This is a genomic window from Cryobacterium sp. N21, assembly GCF_002929575.1.
Taxonomy (GTDB): domain Bacteria; phylum Actinomycetota; class Actinomycetes; order Actinomycetales; family Microbacteriaceae; genus Cryobacterium; species Cryobacterium flavum.
Genome location: NZ_PJJQ01000034.1, coordinates 207,081 through 221,394 on the forward strand (window position 1 = coordinate 207,081; position 14,314 = coordinate 221,394).

The 14,314-nt window shown below is 64.8% G+C and carries 14 protein-coding genes and 1 pseudogene; 9 read left to right on the forward strand and 6 right to left on the reverse strand.

Annotated elements, in window-relative coordinates:
• Positions 1 to 1,218 carry an exodeoxyribonuclease VII large subunit gene (xseA, locus tag CXY77_RS13170; protein WP_104089317.1) on the reverse strand — a complete coding sequence of 406 codons (1,218 nt, stop codon included), beginning with the start codon at positions 1,216 to 1,218 and terminating at the stop codon, positions 1 to 3.
• A 147-nt stretch (positions 1,219 to 1,365) separates the two neighbouring features.
• On the opposite strand from xseA, the gene CXY77_RS13175 reads away from it, so the two are divergent.
• Positions 1,366 to 2,406, forward strand: a complete 1,041-nt coding sequence (locus CXY77_RS13175) for a 4-hydroxy-3-methylbut-2-enyl diphosphate reductase (protein ID WP_104089316.1) — start codon at positions 1,366 to 1,368, stop codon at positions 2,404 to 2,406.
• A 62-nt stretch (positions 2,407 to 2,468) separates the two neighbouring features.
• On the opposite strand, the gene CXY77_RS13180 is transcribed toward CXY77_RS13175, so the two are convergent.
• Positions 2,469 to 3,044, reverse strand: coding sequence for a DUF6264 family protein (locus CXY77_RS13180; RefSeq protein WP_140425530.1), 576 nt, complete (start codon positions 3,042 to 3,044; stop codon positions 2,469 to 2,471).
• Positions 3,045 to 3,048: 4 nt separating this feature from the next.
• The gene (gene fbaA, locus CXY77_RS13185; protein ID WP_092340701.1) at positions 3,049 to 4,074 is read right to left on the reverse strand and encodes a class II fructose-bisphosphate aldolase; all 1,026 of its coding nucleotides are present in this window, start codon (positions 4,072 to 4,074) and stop codon (positions 3,049 to 3,051) included.
• A 209-nt stretch (positions 4,075 to 4,283) separates the two neighbouring features.
• Here fbaA and glpX point away from each other — a divergent pair, with 209 nt between their 5' ends.
• Positions 4,284 to 5,216 carry a class II fructose-bisphosphatase gene (gene glpX / locus CXY77_RS13190; protein WP_092340794.1) on the forward strand — a complete coding sequence of 311 codons (933 nt, stop codon included), beginning with the start codon at positions 4,284 to 4,286 and terminating at the stop codon, positions 5,214 to 5,216.
• A gap of 120 nt (positions 5,217 to 5,336) precedes the next feature.
• Here the strand turns inward: glpX and CXY77_RS13195 are convergent, their stop codons facing one another.
• Together CXY77_RS13195 and CXY77_RS13200 are read right to left on the reverse strand one after the other, a co-directional pair.
• Positions 5,337 to 6,764, reverse strand: a complete 1,428-nt coding sequence (locus tag CXY77_RS13195; protein ID WP_104089313.1) for a DNA recombination protein RmuC — start codon at positions 6,762 to 6,764, stop codon at positions 5,337 to 5,339.
• Positions 6,765 to 6,853: 89 nt separating this feature from the next.
• Complete coding sequence (locus tag CXY77_RS13200; protein WP_092340703.1) at positions 6,854 to 7,468, reverse strand: exonuclease domain-containing protein; 615 nt, start codon at positions 7,466 to 7,468, stop codon at positions 6,854 to 6,856.
• Between the two features lie 63 nt (positions 7,469 to 7,531).
• Between CXY77_RS13200 and ychF the strand changes: the two genes are divergently transcribed.
• Both ychF and CXY77_RS13210 read left to right on the forward strand, forming a co-directional pair.
• Positions 7,532 to 8,605, forward strand: coding sequence for a redox-regulated ATPase YchF (gene ychF, locus CXY77_RS13205; protein ID WP_092340704.1), 1,074 nt, complete (start codon positions 7,532 to 7,534; stop codon positions 8,603 to 8,605).
• A gap of 53 nt (positions 8,606 to 8,658) precedes the next feature.
• Positions 8,659 to 9,333 (forward strand): SDR family oxidoreductase, encoded by a 675-nt coding sequence (locus tag CXY77_RS13210; RefSeq protein WP_104130212.1) that lies wholly within the window; start codon positions 8,659 to 8,661, stop codon positions 9,331 to 9,333.
• Between the two features lie 71 nt (positions 9,334 to 9,404).
• Here CXY77_RS13210 and CXY77_RS20680 read toward each other — a convergent pair.
• Positions 9,405 to 10,086, reverse strand: a pseudogene (locus CXY77_RS20680) (transposase); the annotation flags it as partial.
• Positions 10,087 to 10,302: 216 nt separating this feature from the next.
• On the opposite strand from CXY77_RS20680, the gene CXY77_RS13225 reads away from it, so the two are divergent.
• The 5 genes from CXY77_RS13225 to CXY77_RS13245 are packed head-to-tail and all read left to right on the forward strand — an operon-like array spanning position 10,303 to position 14,218.
• Positions 10,303 to 11,436, forward strand: a complete 1,134-nt coding sequence (locus tag CXY77_RS13225; RefSeq protein ID WP_198412712.1) for an acyl-CoA dehydrogenase family protein — start codon at positions 10,303 to 10,305, stop codon at positions 11,434 to 11,436.
• Between the two features lie 7 nt (positions 11,437 to 11,443).
• The gene (locus CXY77_RS13230; protein WP_092340708.1) at positions 11,444 to 12,268 is read left to right on the forward strand and encodes a phosphate/phosphite/phosphonate ABC transporter substrate-binding protein; all 825 of its coding nucleotides are present in this window, start codon (positions 11,444 to 11,446) and stop codon (positions 12,266 to 12,268) included.
• A 2-nt stretch (positions 12,269 to 12,270) separates the two neighbouring features.
• On the forward strand, positions 12,271 to 13,260 hold the full coding sequence (locus CXY77_RS13235; RefSeq protein ID WP_199181924.1) for a radical SAM protein: 990 nt from the start codon (positions 12,271 to 12,273) through the stop codon (positions 13,258 to 13,260).
• Between the two features lie 11 nt (positions 13,261 to 13,271).
• Positions 13,272 to 13,826, forward strand: a complete 555-nt coding sequence (locus CXY77_RS13240) for a TQO small subunit DoxD (protein WP_092340710.1) — start codon at positions 13,272 to 13,274, stop codon at positions 13,824 to 13,826.
• Positions 13,823 to 14,218, forward strand: coding sequence for a hypothetical protein (locus tag CXY77_RS13245; protein ID WP_092340711.1), 396 nt, complete (start codon positions 13,823 to 13,825; stop codon positions 14,216 to 14,218). Before CXY77_RS13240 ends, CXY77_RS13245 begins: the two co-directional genes overlap by 4 nt.
• Positions 14,219 to 14,314: the final 96 nt, after the last annotated feature.

Here is a 14,314-nt window from a genome sequence, read left to right on the forward strand (position 1 = left end):
TTATTTCGAAGCGGCGGCGTTGGTGGTGGCGGGAACGGTGCCGCTGGCCAGGGTGAGCAGAAGTTCGGTGCCTTCCGGGGCGTCGTCGGCGCTGCGCAGCACGTGGCCGCTCGGCAGCTGGGCGATCGCGTAGCCGCGGTCGAGGGTGCCCTGGGGCGACAGGGCCCGCAGCTGAGAGCGCAGTTCCACCACCGTGGCCCCGGCACGTTCGAGAACGCGCCCGGTGAGTTCGGCGCCGCGCGCCACGTAGCGGGTGAGGTCTTCGCTGCGGGAGTCGATGATCCAGCGCGGGTCGATCAGCACCGGTCGGCTACGCAGCTGGGAAATGCGGTCGATTTCCGACGAGAGGATGCCGGTGAGTCGGCTGCTCAGGCGTGCCCGGGCCTGCTGCACCCGGTTCAGTTCGTCGCTCACGTCGGGAACGACGCGTTTGGCGGCATCCGTTGGGGTAGAGGCTCGCAGGTCGGCGACGTCGTCGAGCAGCGGACGGTCGGCCTCGTGTCCGATCGCGCTCACCACTGGCGTCATGCAGGCAGCGGCGGCACGCACGAGGCTCTCGTCGCTGAAGGTGAGCAGGTTCTGAAAGTCGCCGCCGCCACGGGCGACGATGATGACGTCGACCTCTGGGTCGGCGTCGAGCCGCTGGATCGCGCTGGTCACCTCGCCGACGGCACGGTCACCCTGCACCGCGGCGTGCGCGACCCGAAAATTCACGGCCGGCCAGCGCAGCTGCGCGTTGCGGATGACGTCTTTCTCGGCGTCGGAATCTTTGCCGGTCACCAGGCCGATGCAGTGCGGCAGAAACGGCAGGCGCTTCTTGCGAGAGGCATCGAACAGGCCCTCGCTCGCGAGCTGTTTGCGCAGGCGTTCCAGTCGCTCGAGCAGGTCGCCGAGCCCAACGTGCCGCATCTCGAAGGCCTGCATGGTCAGCGTGCCGCCCTTGACCCAGAAGTTGGGCTTGACCAGGGCAACAACGCGGTCACCGGCTTTGAAATCGGCGGTGAGTTTGGCGCGCACCGACGACCAGATGGTGAAACTCACGGTGGCGTCTTCAGAAAGGTCTTTGAGCTTGCCGTAGACGTTGCCGCCGCTGGCACCCCACTGGGTGATCTCGCCCTCGACCCAGACCATGCCGAGCCGCTCGATGTAACCGCGGATCTTGCCCGAGAGCAGGGCGACCGGCCACGGCGTTTCGACGGTGGCGGGGGTATCCGTCATGCGGTGATCCTGGCGGTGGTGCTGATCGTGGCGCTGGCGTTGGGCACAGGCGGGTCCTCCCAGAGTTCTTCGGTCGTGCGTGCGTAGACTGAGGCGGTGAACACCAGCGCGCACACTACTAGCAAGCCGACCTCTATTGGCCTGGGCATGCCGCGCATTCCCAGCGCTCGCAACAGGCTTAAGGATACCCCGGTGGTCGGACATAAGCGGGTGCTGCTCGCTGCCCCGCGGGGTTACTGCGCCGGAGTCGACCGCGCGGTCATCGCCGTGGAGAAAGCGCTCGAGCACTACGGCGCCCCCGTGTACGTGCGCAAGCAGATCGTGCACAACATCCATGTGGTTTCCGAGCTGGAAAATCTGGGTGCCATCTTCGTCGACGAGGTCGACGAAGTGCCGCATGGTGCGCACATCGTGTTCAGCGCCCACGGGGTCTCGCCGGCCGTCGTCAACGCGGCCGCCGAGCGCGGATTGCAAGCCATCGACGCCACCTGCCCGCTCGTGACCAAGGTGCACCGCGAAGCCGTGCGCTTTGCCCGCGACGACTTTCAGATTTTGCTGATCGGCCACGAAGGCCACGAAGAGGTCGAGGGCACCGCCGGTGAAGCCCCAGAGCACACCACGCTCGTCGGCAGCCCCGAGGAAGCCGACACCGTTGTCGTGCGCGACCCCGACAAGGTGGTCTGGCTGTCCCAGACCACGCTCAGCGTCGACGAGACCATGGAGACCGTGCGCCGACTGCGGGCGCGCTTTCCCAACCTGCAGGATCCGCCCAGCGACGACATCTGCTACGCCACCCAGAACCGCCAGGTCGCCATCAAGAAGGTCGCGCGCGACTCCGACCTCGTGATCGTGGTCGGCTCCGCCAACTCGTCGAACTCCGTGCGCCTGGTCGAAGTGGCTCTGGAATACGGCGCGAAAGCTGCCTACCGCGTTGACTTCGCGAGCGAGGTCAAGCAGGAGTGGCTCGACAACGCGGCCACCGTGGGCGTGACGAGCGGGGCATCCGTTCCCGAAGAACTGGTCGACGAGCTGCTCGCCGCTCTCGCCGATGCCGGCTATGCCGACGTTGTGCCGGTCAAGACGGCCGAAGAAGACCTGATCTTCTCGCTGCCCAAGGAACTGCGCAAGGACCTTTCGGGCGAAACGGATACCCGTGCCTTCGGCGGTCGCGCCGCCGCAGCTGAGTAGACGGCCGAGCAACCGAAGGGCGGGAGCGCGATCGTTTCCGTCCCTCGGGGTTGCGCACTGCGTTACTGGCGGCTGAGAAACTCTATTAGGGTCGTGTCGATGGAGAGTGCAGCCACGGTGAAGGCGAACAGCACGACGAGGGACACGGCTCCACCGACAATCGGCACGTAGAAAGCCCGTCGATGACGCAGCAGCAGCCGCACGGATATCGCTGCCGCGGCGAGCCAGACGAATATCAGCACGATTGCGCCGGACGTCGTAATCGCACCGATGGATACAGCGGGATCGTACGTTCCCAGGCCCTCCTGCGTGTAGAACATTTGCATGGCCACCGGAAAACCGCCTAACGAGAATACGCCGTAGACATTTGCCAGGAGTCCGAAGGCGAGTAGGCCGATGGTCCACGGGCGGTCCCAGCCGGGAACGGTTCGCGGTCCGGCCACCGCCGCGGGAGCCTGCTGATTGTTGGGCGACGGTGTTACCGCTCCCGCCCCGGCAGTGGGGGAGGGAGCGGGGTCAACCCGGTTTGTGTCCTGCGGCGGCTGCCAGGTCCAGCCTTCAGGGGCGAGTTCGCCGTACTGGGGGCGCGGGCGTGGGTCTTTCGCGGGTGGTGGAACGGAGTCCGGGTTGTCTGTCATTGCTCTAACTGTTTGAGTGCCCGGCGGAGCCGAGCTGGCGGGTGGAATCAACCACGCGAGCGGCCATGGCCGACTCGGCTACCTTGCCCCAGGCGCGCGGGTCGTAAACCTTCTTGTTGCCGACTTCGCCGTCGACCTTGATCACGCTGTCGTAGTTCTTGAGCATGTAGTCGGCGATCGAGCGGGTGAAGGCGTACTGGGTGTCGGTGTCGATGTTCATCTTGACGACGCCGTTGGCGACGGCTTCGGCGATTTCGGCATCGGTCGAGCCTGAGCCGCCATGGAATACCAGGTCGAGAGGCAGCGCTGCGAGTCCGAACTTGGCGGACAGGCCGGTCTGAATCTGCTTGAGGAGTTCTGGGCGCAGCTTCACGTTGCCGGGCTTGTACACGCCGTGCACGTTGCCGAAGGTGAGGGCGGCCATGTAACGGCCCTGCTCGCCGAGGCCGAGGGCCTCGACCATCTTGATCGCATCGTCGAGCGTCGTGTACAGGTTCTCATTGACGTCGGCCTGCACGCCATCCTCTTCGCCGCCGACGGCGCCGATCTCGACCTCGAGAATGGCGTTGATCGCGCGGGTGCGTTTGAGGATGTCAGTGGCGATATCCAGGTTCTTGTCCAGCGCGATGGCCGACCCGTCCCACATGTGCGACTGAAAAATGGGGTTGCCGCCATCGGCTACCGCAGACTCCGAGGCTTCGATGAGCGGAATGACGAAGTCACCGAGCGCGCCCTCGGGGCAGTGATCGGTGTGAAGTGCCACGGTGATCGGGTAGTTGTCGGCGACCGAGTGCGCGAAACGGGCGAAGGCGAGCGCGCCGGAGGCCCGGTTCTTCACGGTGTGGCCGGCGAAGTAGTCGGCGCCGCCGGTGGTGACCTGGATGATGCCGTCGGATCCGGCTTCGGTGAGGCCCTGGAGGACGGCGTTGATGCTCTGCGACGAGGACACGTTGAACGCCGGGTAGGCGAACCCGCCTGTCTTCGCTTTGTCGAGCATGGCGGCGTACTGGTCGGGGGTTGCGATGGGCATTGCTTCTCCTCGAAAGTGTGCGGGGGTGTGACCCGAGTCTAGCCACGCCCGCCTCGGCGTGGTCCGTGCGCGATAAGGTGACTCGGGCGGACAATCCGCGCGACCCGCCGCGCATCCGTCGTATTCGAAGTCGAACTTACGTCCGGGAGGACCTTTTGAACAGCACCGAGACCGCCACTCTGTTTCAACACCCCGACCGTAACCTCGCGATGGAGCTCGTTCGAGCCACCGAGGCCGCCGCTATCCGTGCCGTGCCCTTCATTGGCCGCGGCGACAAGAACGCCGCCGACAAGGCCGCCGTCGACGCTATGCGCGCCTTCCTCGGCACCGTCAACTTCGACGGACTCATCGTCATCGGTGAGGGCGAAAAAGACGAAGCCCCCATGCTTTTCAACGGTGAGCACGTCGGCAACGGCCGCGGCCCCGCCTGCGATATCGCCGTGGACCCCATCGACGGAACGAGCCTCACCGCCGCCGGCCGCCAGAACGCCGTCTCCGTCATCGCCGTGTCGGACCGCGGCACCATGCTGGACGCCTCGTCGATCTTCTACATGGACAAGATCGTCACCGGTGCAGCCGGTCGCGGCGTCGTCAGCCTCGACCAGTCGATCGCCGACAACCTGCGTGAGCTTGCCAAGGCAGTGAAGAAACCAGTCGGAGAGCTGACGGTTGCCGTACTCGACCGCCCCCGCCACGCCGGCCTGATCGACGCGATTCGCAGCGCCGGCGCCGGAACCCGCCTTATGCTCGACGGCGACGTGGCTGGCGGTATCAACGCTGCGCGCTACGAGACCCGAATTGACATGTGCGTCGGCATCGGCGGAAGCCCGGAGGGCATCACCACAGCCTGCGCGCTCAAGGCGCTCGGCGGCTACATGCAGGGACGCCTGGCTCCGAAGGACGACGCTGAGCGTGCTCGCGGAGTCGCGGCCGGCCTCGACATCGACAAGCTGCTCGAAATCGACGACATGGTCAGCGGGGACAACACGTTCTTCGTGGCGACCGGTGTGACCGACGGCGGACTCGTCGACGGCGTGCGTCGCAAGGGCCCGATGATCCGTACCGAAAGCATCGTGCTGCGCTCGCGTTCGGGCACGGCCCGTCGCGTCATCGCCGAGCACCTCGCCGAGAAGTGGCTGTAGTCGCTTCGACCGGCTCGGAGCTGGCGTGCAAGACGGGCTCGTAACGCAAACTGCACGCCTCGGGTCTGTTTGTTCAGACTTGGGGCGTGCAGTTCTTCGTTCACACTCTCTGTCACCGACTTACACGTGTACCTCGGAATCCGATTCGCCGGCATCAGCGAGACGCCGGTCGATCACGCTATGTCTGGCCTCATTCAATTCAGCGCCGTCCAGTTGAACGGGCAGGTCCAGCTCGTCGGAAACAGATGCCGGCGCCTCCAACTCGGGCGCGGTCAGCTTGCGCGGCGAATCGTGAATGATTGCCGGTTCAGTGAGCAGCCCAATCTTGGTCTGGTCGATCCCCGGAAACTGCCGAGCGGTTACGAGCACCCGGGATTCGAGTGAGTTGGCGAATTTGTTGTAGCTGTCCACCGTGCGCTCGAGCGCCTTGCGCAGCGACTCGGCATGGCCGCTGAGCGCACCGAGCCGCTGGTACAGGGCATTGCCGAGGTCGAAGAGTTTCTGCGCCTCATCGGTGACGGCCTGCTGCTGCCAGGTGAAGGCCACCGTTTTCAGCACCGCCCACAGGTTCACCGGTGAGGCCAAGGCAACTCGCTTGCTGAACGAGTAGTCGAGAATTGACGGGTCGGCCTCGAGCGCCGCGGACAGCAGGGATTCGCTCGGAATGAAGGCGATCACGAACTCCGGGCTGGCATCGAAGCCTTCCCAGTAGGTCTTCTTGGCGAGCGCGTCAATGTGCGCGCGCACGGCCTTTACGTGCTTGTCGATCAGCAGCTTGCGGCGGGCACCCTCTTCGCCTGTGGCCGTGTAGGGAATGGTGCTGGCTTCGATGTAGTGCTCCAGCGGAACCTTGGCATCGATCGCGATCGACTTATTGCCGGGCAGCCGTACGACCATGTCGGGACGGCCAAGGCCGGCATCCGTCGTGATATTGGTCTGCGTGTTGAAGTCGACGTACTGGGCCAGACCGGCAGCTTCGACGACGCGCCGCAGCTGGGTCTCGCCCCAGACACCACGGGTGCTGTTGGAACGCAGGGCACTCGCGAGTGACTCGGTGGTCACCCGTAATTGCTGATCTGAAATTTGCGCCTGCTTGAGCTGCTGCGAGAGCGAACCGTACTGTTCACTGCGCTGCGTCTCGAGCTCGGTGACTTTCTCCTGCATGGTGCGCAGCGTCTCACGAACGGGGCTGAGGGCCTCGAGTACGAGGTGCTCGCGCTTCTCCCGCTCGGACTGCAATTGCTGATCTGACCGCTGGCGCTCGACGGCCTCACGTGACGTGGCCCGGTCGTGGTCGATCTGCGCCGAGAGACCGTCGACGGTGGCGAGAGCGGCCGACAGCTCACTCTGCAGGGCAGCGCGAACCGTGGCCTCGCTCGCTCGGGCCTCGGCGAGGGCTACCTGATGATGGGCTTCGAGCATGGCGGGGTCGTCACCCCCGGTAGCGGTGGCGCGCGCGCGGTTGCGTTGCAGCACCACCACGGCCAACAGGGCGCCCAGCGCGGCGCCGACGACGAGACCGACGATCAAACTCAGCAGTGGATCCATGCTTTAAGTCTGCCAGCGACCACTGACATCGCTGGAATGACACTCGGACCGGTCCACATGCCCGAGCCAATCCAGCCGGCTGAGCGCCGCTAGTTGAGCGCCATCGGCCCGTGCGTCGACGCGTGCTCCTTGGTGGCCGCTGGCCCGATCACGCCGATCTTGACCCGGGTCACGTGGGCCAGCTGCTCGATCGTGTCGACCTCGTGACGCCCTGCCGCATGGATCATGATGGCCGCACACGCCTCGGCGTCGGCCAGCGCGTTGTGGTGCGAGAAGTCCTCGAACCCGGCCGCCATGGCCGCGACCGGCAGACGGTACGACTCCAGGTGATAGGTACGGCGAGAAACCTGCAGGCTGCAGACATATTGAAAATCGGGCACCGGCTGGCCGGTCACGAGCGATGCTGTCTTGACCACGCCGAGGTCGAAACCGGCGTTGTGGGCGACGAGATAGTCGTCGCCGACGAAGGCGACCAGCTGCGGAAGCTGCTCGGCCCAGCTGGCGGCATCCACGACATCCGCTGCGGTGATGCCGTGGATGCGCGTGTTCCACTCGGAGAACTCGTCGTGGCCGGGCGGCGGTGCAATGAGCCAGTAGGCCGAATCGACGACCACGCCGTCACGCACTTTCACCATCCCCACTGAGCACGCCGAGGCGCCCGAGGAGTTGGCGGTTTCGAAATCGATCGCGGTGAAATTCAGCACGCCTCATGGTCTCACGGGCCACCGACAGAGCCCGCGCAGACGTGGCCGGTAGAATGGTCTCTCGTGGCTCTTACAATTGCAATCGTCGGACTCCCCAATGTGGGCAAGTCAACCCTGTTCAACGCCCTGACCAAGAACAACGTGCTCGCAGCGAACTACCCGTTCGCCACGATCGAGCCAAACGTTGGAATCGTGAACCTTCCCGATTCGCGCCTGGCCGACCTGGCGACAATCTATGGCAGCAAGACCCTGCTGCCAGCGCCGGTGTCGTTCGTCGACATCGCCGGCATCGTGCGTGGCGCGAGCGAGGGGGAGGGGCTCGGTAACAAGTTCCTCGCCAACATTCGCGAAGCGGATGCCATCGCCCAGGTCATTCGCGGATTCGCCGACCCGGACGTGGTGCACGTCGACGGCAAGGTCAACCCGGCCGGCGACATGGAGACCATCAATACCGAGCTGATTCTCGCCGACCTGCAGACCCTCGAGAAGGCCGTGCTGCGCTTCGAGAAAGAGGTCAAGGGCCGCAAGCTACCCGCCATCGTGCTGGAGACCGCGCTCAAGGCGCAGGCCATTCTCGACGGCGGCCAGCCGCTGTCGTCGGCCACGCTCGACATCGAGCCGATCCGTGAACTCGGCCTGCTCACCGCTAAGCCCTTCATCTATGTCTTCAACGTCGATGAGGCCGTGTTGCAGGACCAGGCCAGGCTCGACACCCTTGCCGCGCTCGTCGCTCCGGCGAACGCCGTGTTCCTCGACGCGAAGCTTGAGTCCGAGCTGAGCGAACTCGACGCCGAAGACGCCGCTGAGATGCTCGCCTCGACCGGTCAGGCCGAGAGCGGTCTCGACCAGCTCGCGCGCATCGGCTTCGATACCCTCGGGCTGCAGACCTACCTCACGGCCGGCCCCAAAGAGTGCCGTGCCTGGACCATTCACAAGGGTTGGACCGCGCCGCAGGCCGCTGGGGTCATTCACACCGACTTCCAGAAGGGTTTCATCAAGGCGGAGATCTTCTCCTTCGAGGACCTCATGGCCGCCGGTTCGATTGCCGAGGCCCGTTCCAAGGGCAAGGCCCGCATTGAGGGCAAGGAATACGTCATGCAGGACGGCGACGTGGTGGAGTTCAGGTTCAACGTCTAAGCTCGACCTTTTCGCGATCGTCATCACAGCAACATCAATCGAAGGAGACCATCGTGCCTGTCATCGCCATCATCGGAGCCGGACCGGGACTCGGCGCAGCAGTTGCGCGAAGGTTCGGGCGCGAAGGCTTCTCAATTGCCCTGATCGCCAGGAACCCGTCGAAACTAGACGCTATGGCAGCCGAGCTCACCACTGCCGGCTTCACCGCGAGTGCTTACGCTGCGGATGTCCGCACGCCGGCGTCACTCGAAGCTGCCCTTGCGAACGCGGCGGCAGAACTCGGGCCCATCACCGCGCTGCAATATAGCCCGCTCCCGTCGCGCGACTACCTGAAGCCCGTGCTTGAGATGACTCCCGAGCTGGCGTTAGAGGCCCTGCAATTCTCGGCCCTCGGGCTCATCCACGCGGTGCGTGCAGTGCTCCCGGCGATGCGTCAGGCAGGTAGCGGAAGCATCATCATGATCAACGGTGGAACCTCCGTGAAGGCCCGCGCCGACTTCGCCGGAACATCGGTCGCCTTCCCGGCCGAGAGCGCCTACGGCGAGATGCTCCACGATGCCCTCGCGGGTGAGGGCATCCGTGTCAACCAACTTGTGATTCCCGGCGGCATCCCACAGCTTCAGCTTGCCAACGGCATCGATGGGGTCGCCGATCGCATCTGGGACCTCCACGCCGTTGCCGGTCCGTTCCGCACCATGCTCATCCCGATTGAGGACGGTCGGGAGTAGGGCAGTAGCTGTCTCTATTCTCAATCGGACTGTAGGACGAGAGCAAAGTCAATTCTCTGACGTTGATCGGTTCGGCGGACGTCATCGCGGGTTTCGGTGGCCCATTTCACGACGTGGAACGGGTCGGCGCAGCGGATGGCGTTGGGGGCTTTGTCCGCGACAACACTGGCGATCCAGGCCGCACCATCGGCAGAAACATGCGTGATCTGGGCCGACCGCTCCGGTCCTAACGCGTCGATACATGTCGCGAGGGTGGCTTTGTCCTGGCCCGGTGCTGCCCACACAAGACGGCCGGAATCGTGGTCGACGACGCAGGTCAAATACCTGTGGCCGCGCTTTTAACTGATCTTGTCAATTCCGATCCGCGATGCGCATCAGCACAGGGAGGGCGGTCTTGGACGTTTGTGTGGCCAGCCACGGGACTTGGTCGTCAAAAAATAGGGTCTGACCGCTCTGGTGCCGGGCCCACCGCACGCCGGCGACGGTCACATCGTGGACGCGGCAGGACACACGCGGCGCGTCAGCTTCAAGGTGAACTTGAATTGAGCACACGTCCAACCCCCACCAGCGACGCCGCCCGTCACCGAGGTCGCAGCGTGGGCTGCGCTTCTGACAGGACTCGCATCGGTTCCGTTTCGACGCCATCGGACGCACCAACGCGATCAAAATCCTGCCCTCCAGATCAAGATCGACGTCCTCGACGAACGTGTTCTCGACACCGAGGAGAGTTCGCCATATTCTCCGTGCTCGCATGCCGCTTTTTCCGTTCCCGAGTTTCTTACCTTTGACAGTTAGAAACCTAGGAGGAGAGCCGCGTGCGGCCGTTAATGCGCTCCCAACGAACCCACGGATACTTCAGGAGAGCCAAAAATCATTCTCTTTGATTTGGCATCTCGATACGCAATACTTACCTGGTCGGCACCGCGGTAGTGGCGGCGAGAAACTTCAGCGACGATGCTAGGAGACCGGATGACCATGACACAGACGACGCTCGACGAGACCGTTGCGGAGGTGACGGCAGTGGCCGCCGCTCACGCCGAACAGGTCGATACAGACGGTACGTATCCGATCGCTGCGGTCGAGGCGCTGCGCCGGAGTGGGCTGCTCGGGCTGGTGATCAGCGAGGACGCCGGGGGCATGGGCGCCGGTCCGACCGAGTTTATCCAGGTGGTCGGCTCCATCGCTGCGGCCTGCGGCTCGACCGCGATGATCTACCTGATGCACGTCGCGGCGGCGGTGACAGTGGCATCCGCCCCTCCGACCGCGATGCCGGACCTCCTGTCGCGAATGGCGTCGGGCGAGGTGCTCGGCACACTCGCCTTCAGTGAAAAAGGATCGCGGTCGCACTTCTGGGCCCCCGTGTCGGAATCCGTCACCGACGGCGACGATCTGCGCTTTTCCGCCTACAAGAGCTGGGTAACCTCGGCCGGTCACGCAGACGTCTACGTCATGTCGTCGAAGAGCGCTGTCGACCCAGAGACCGTCGACCTGTACGCGATCCCCTCAGCCACCCCCGGTCTGGAGATCGCCGGCCCCTGGCGAGGGCTTGGGCTGCGTGGCAACGCGTCGAGCCCGATGTCGGTGTCGGTGAAGATTCCATCCGGCTATCGCATCGGCGAGGCGGGGAGCGGGTTCGGCACCATGATGGCCACCGTGCTGCCGTGGTTCAACCTGGGCAACTCGGCAGTGTCGCTCGGGCTCTCGCGGACCGCGGTGGATGCGGCGACGACCCATGTGACTGGGACCCGGTTGGAGCATCTGGATCAGGCGCTGTCGGCGTTACCGACCATTCGCGCTCAGGTGGCGAAGATGAGCATTGCGCTTGCGGCCCAGGGTGCCTACCTGGCTCTGGCGGCGGCACGGGTAGCGAGTCCCGCTGACGACACCGGATTGTTCGTGCTCGGAGTGAAAGCCTCGACGAACGACGCCGCGCTGACGATTACCGAATCGGCGATGCGGGTCTGCGGCGGTGCGGCATTCTCGAAACATCTTCCCATCGAGCGAGCCTTTCGGGATGCGCGGGCCGGCTCGGTCATGGCCCCCACGGCCGACGTGCTCTACGACTTCTACGGCAAGGCCCTCACCGGCCTTCCCCTGTTCTGAGCGCCGGATGTCACAACTAATCGGAGCGCCCCTGCTCGTCGGAGCCGTCGCGTATACGCCCAATGTCGTTCCCATCTGGGAGGGCATCCGTGATTACTTTGACGAGCCCGACACGGCCATGGATTTCGTGCTGTTCTCCAACTACGGCCGTCTGGTCGACGCTTTGCGGGCCGGAATGATTGACATCGCGTGGAATACCAACCTGGCTTATGCTCGCACCGTGCTGCAAACCGATGGGCACGTGCGGGCGCTCGCGATGCGCGACACCGACGCTGCGTTCTCGACGGTGTTCGTGGCGGCGGCGGGCAGCGGATGGTCGGGTCCCGGCGACATCGGCGCCCGGCGGCTGGCACTCGGCTCGGCGGACTCCGCGCACGCCGCGATCTTGCCCCTGCACTACCTTCGCGCGGCCGGCGTGAATGTGGACCACATGCAGCTGAAACGCTTCGATAGTGACATCGGCAAGCATGGTGACACCGGGCGAAGCGAGCTGGACGCGATCGACGCGGTTCTTGCCGGGGACGCCGACGTCGCCGCTATCGGCATCACGGTCTGGGAGAACATTGGCCGCGGTGAGCTGATGCCCGGGATGCTGGAACAGGTCTGGCAGACCGAGACCTACTCGCACTGCATGTTCACCGCCCTGGACACGCTTCCCGAGGCGGTGAGTGCTCCGTGGGTGGCAAAGTTGCTCGCCATGGACTGGGAGGTGCCCGCGCACCGGCGCATCCTTGAACTGGAAGGGCTCACCCAGTGGGTCGAGCCACACCTTGACGGCTACGCCGGCCTCTTCGAGGCGATTGCTGAGCAGGGCGTCGATTCCCGATGGTAGTCATGGCGCTCATGCGCACCGTCGAACAGTTGGCCGAGGGGGACACCGCCGAGTTCCCGGTGGCGTCGGCGAGCGAACTGGACTTGGTGCGCCGGTGGTGCGCGAAGACCGGCAACACGGTGGTCAGCACAATGATGGTCGAGCAGGATGCCGGTTACGTCACCGTCGGTCGCGGACGACCGCGCAACCCGGCGACGATGATCCCCGCCGATCGGATGCCCGGAGCCCGGCTGTGGCTCTATACCAATTTTCATTGCAACCTGGCCTGCGATTACTGCTGTGTGGCGTCTTCACCGAGAGCCGACCCGCGGCTGCTGAGAATCGAGACGATTGAAGCCCTCGTTGCCGAAGCCGCAGCGTGGGGCGTGCGCGAGCTCTACCTCACCGGCGGTGAGCCATTCCTGCTGCCCGATATCGATGCGATCGTGCGGTCCTGCGTCGACCGGCTGCCGACCACGCTGTTAACCAACGGGATGCTGTTTCGTGGTCAGGGACTGCGCAAGCTGCAGGCGATGCCGCGCGCTGGCTTCGCTCTGCAGATCAGCGTGGACTCGCCGACCGCGGAGGTACACGACTCGCACCGCGGCGTTGGGAGCTGGAAGCGGGCGCTAGCCGGCATTCGGGTGGCACTCGACGAGGGCTTCACCGTGCGGGTCGCCGCGACCATCTCGGCGCACGATGACCCGGCATTGGATGAGATGCACGCGCTGTTCGATGGGCTCGGGATTCCGCGGGCCGATCAGGTGATCCGTCCGATCGCCCTCCAAGGGGTCGCCGATGAAGGGTTCGCATTCTCGCGGGAGTCGCTAATTCCCGAGGTGACTGTGACGGCCGACGGCATCTACTGGCATCCGGTCGCTGCACTCGATGAGGATGCCCTCGTCAGCCGGCAGATTCTGCCGCTCGCTCCTTCTCTCGACCGGGTCAGTGAACTCTTCGCCGAGCAGTGGTCGTCGATGACGGCCGCGTCAACTCTCTTCGCCTGCGCCTGAATAGGAACACCATGACGGGTATCGGAACGCCAGTGAACGCCAGGGCACTGGACGTCAACGCCATCGCTGCCGGCCGGCCAACTCGCGTGGTGCTCGCGGCCGTGCGGATCGCTGTGGGGCTGATGTGGCTGCAGAACGTGAACTGGAAAAGACCGCCCGACTTCGGTCAAGAAGCGGGCAACGGGCTGTATCAGTACACGAATTACGCCGTGGAGAACCCGGTTCTGGCGCCCTTTACCTGGCTGGTGCAGAACGTCATCTTGCCGAACTTCGCTCTGTTCGGCTGGGCGGTACTCCTCGCAGAATTCTGCCTCGGTGCGTTCCTGCTGGTCGGGCTCCTGACTCGCTTCTGGGCGATCGTTGGAATACTGCAGACGATCGCAATCACGCTCTCGGTGCTGAACACACCGATGGAGTGGCACTGGAGCTATTACCTGATGTTTGCAGCCCAATTCGTGATCCTCGCCACCGCCGCCGGGCGTGTCACAGGAGTCGATGGACTGCTTCGCCCCCGCTGGTCCCTCCGCTCGGGCCCGGTAGCCCGGCTGGCGATGGCGGTCTCGTGAACGCTCCCAACGGCACCGCACCGGTACGCGTTCCCCGCGCCTTGAGTTGGCGTACCCGCGGTCTGCTCGTCGCCGGGTTCACAGCGCTCAGCGCATTGTTCTCCCTCGTGGACTACACACCGTTGCATTTTGTTTCGGTGAACCTCATACAAGGGTTACTGCTGGTCGGTTTGGCCGCTCTAGCCGCACTGGGCTGCGTGCTGCGCATGCCCGTGCTGCTTCTCGTGGCCGGCGCGATTCTGATCGTCGCGGGTCTGGTGCGGCTGGTGACCTACGCGCAAACGATCGGTATCATTGCCGGTTCAGTGAACGCCGCCGCGCTGATGGTTGGGTTCGGCGCCGCCTTGGTCGCGATCTGGATAACCTCGCGGCCGATGCCATCGACCGTATAAGGCGCGTCGGCGACACGACCGTCTTCCCAACGCACGGCCGACGGCTTCTCTGCGTGGTTGATGGCGCGCGCGTTGTCGGCGACGCGGCGACTCAGC

Excerpts from the sequence above, each read along its gene's own strand:
- xseA (WP_104089317.1), bottom strand. The coding sequence starts at position 1,218 with ATGACGGATACCCCCGCCACCGTCGAAACGCCGTGGCCGGTCGCCCTG.
- fbaA (WP_092340701.1), bottom strand. The coding sequence starts at position 4,074 with ATGCCCATCGCAACCCCCGACCAGTACGCCGCCATGCTCGACAAAGCG.
- glpX (WP_092340794.1), top strand. The coding sequence starts at position 4,284 with ATGGAGCTCGTTCGAGCCACCGAGGCCGCCGCTATCCGTGCCGTGCCC.
- CXY77_RS13225 (WP_198412712.1), top strand. The coding sequence starts at position 10,303 with ATGACCATGACACAGACGACGCTCGACGAGACCGTTGCGGAGGTGACG.
- CXY77_RS13240 (WP_092340710.1), top strand. The coding sequence starts at position 13,272 with ATGACGGGTATCGGAACGCCAGTGAACGCCAGGGCACTGGACGTCAAC.
- CXY77_RS13230 (WP_092340708.1), top strand. The coding sequence starts at position 11,444 with ATGTCACAACTAATCGGAGCGCCCCTGCTCGTCGGAGCCGTCGCGTAT.
- CXY77_RS13195 (WP_104089313.1), bottom strand. The coding sequence starts at position 6,764 with ATGGATCCACTGCTGAGTTTGATCGTCGGTCTCGTCGTCGGCGCCGCG.
- CXY77_RS13235 (WP_199181924.1), top strand. The coding sequence starts at position 12,271 with ATGGCGCTCATGCGCACCGTCGAACAGTTGGCCGAGGGGGACACCGCC.
- CXY77_RS13180 (WP_140425530.1), bottom strand. The coding sequence starts at position 3,044 with ATGACAGACAACCCGGACTCCGTTCCACCACCCGCGAAAGACCCACGC.
- CXY77_RS13175 (WP_104089316.1), top strand. The coding sequence starts at position 1,366 with ATGCCGCGCATTCCCAGCGCTCGCAACAGGCTTAAGGATACCCCGGTG.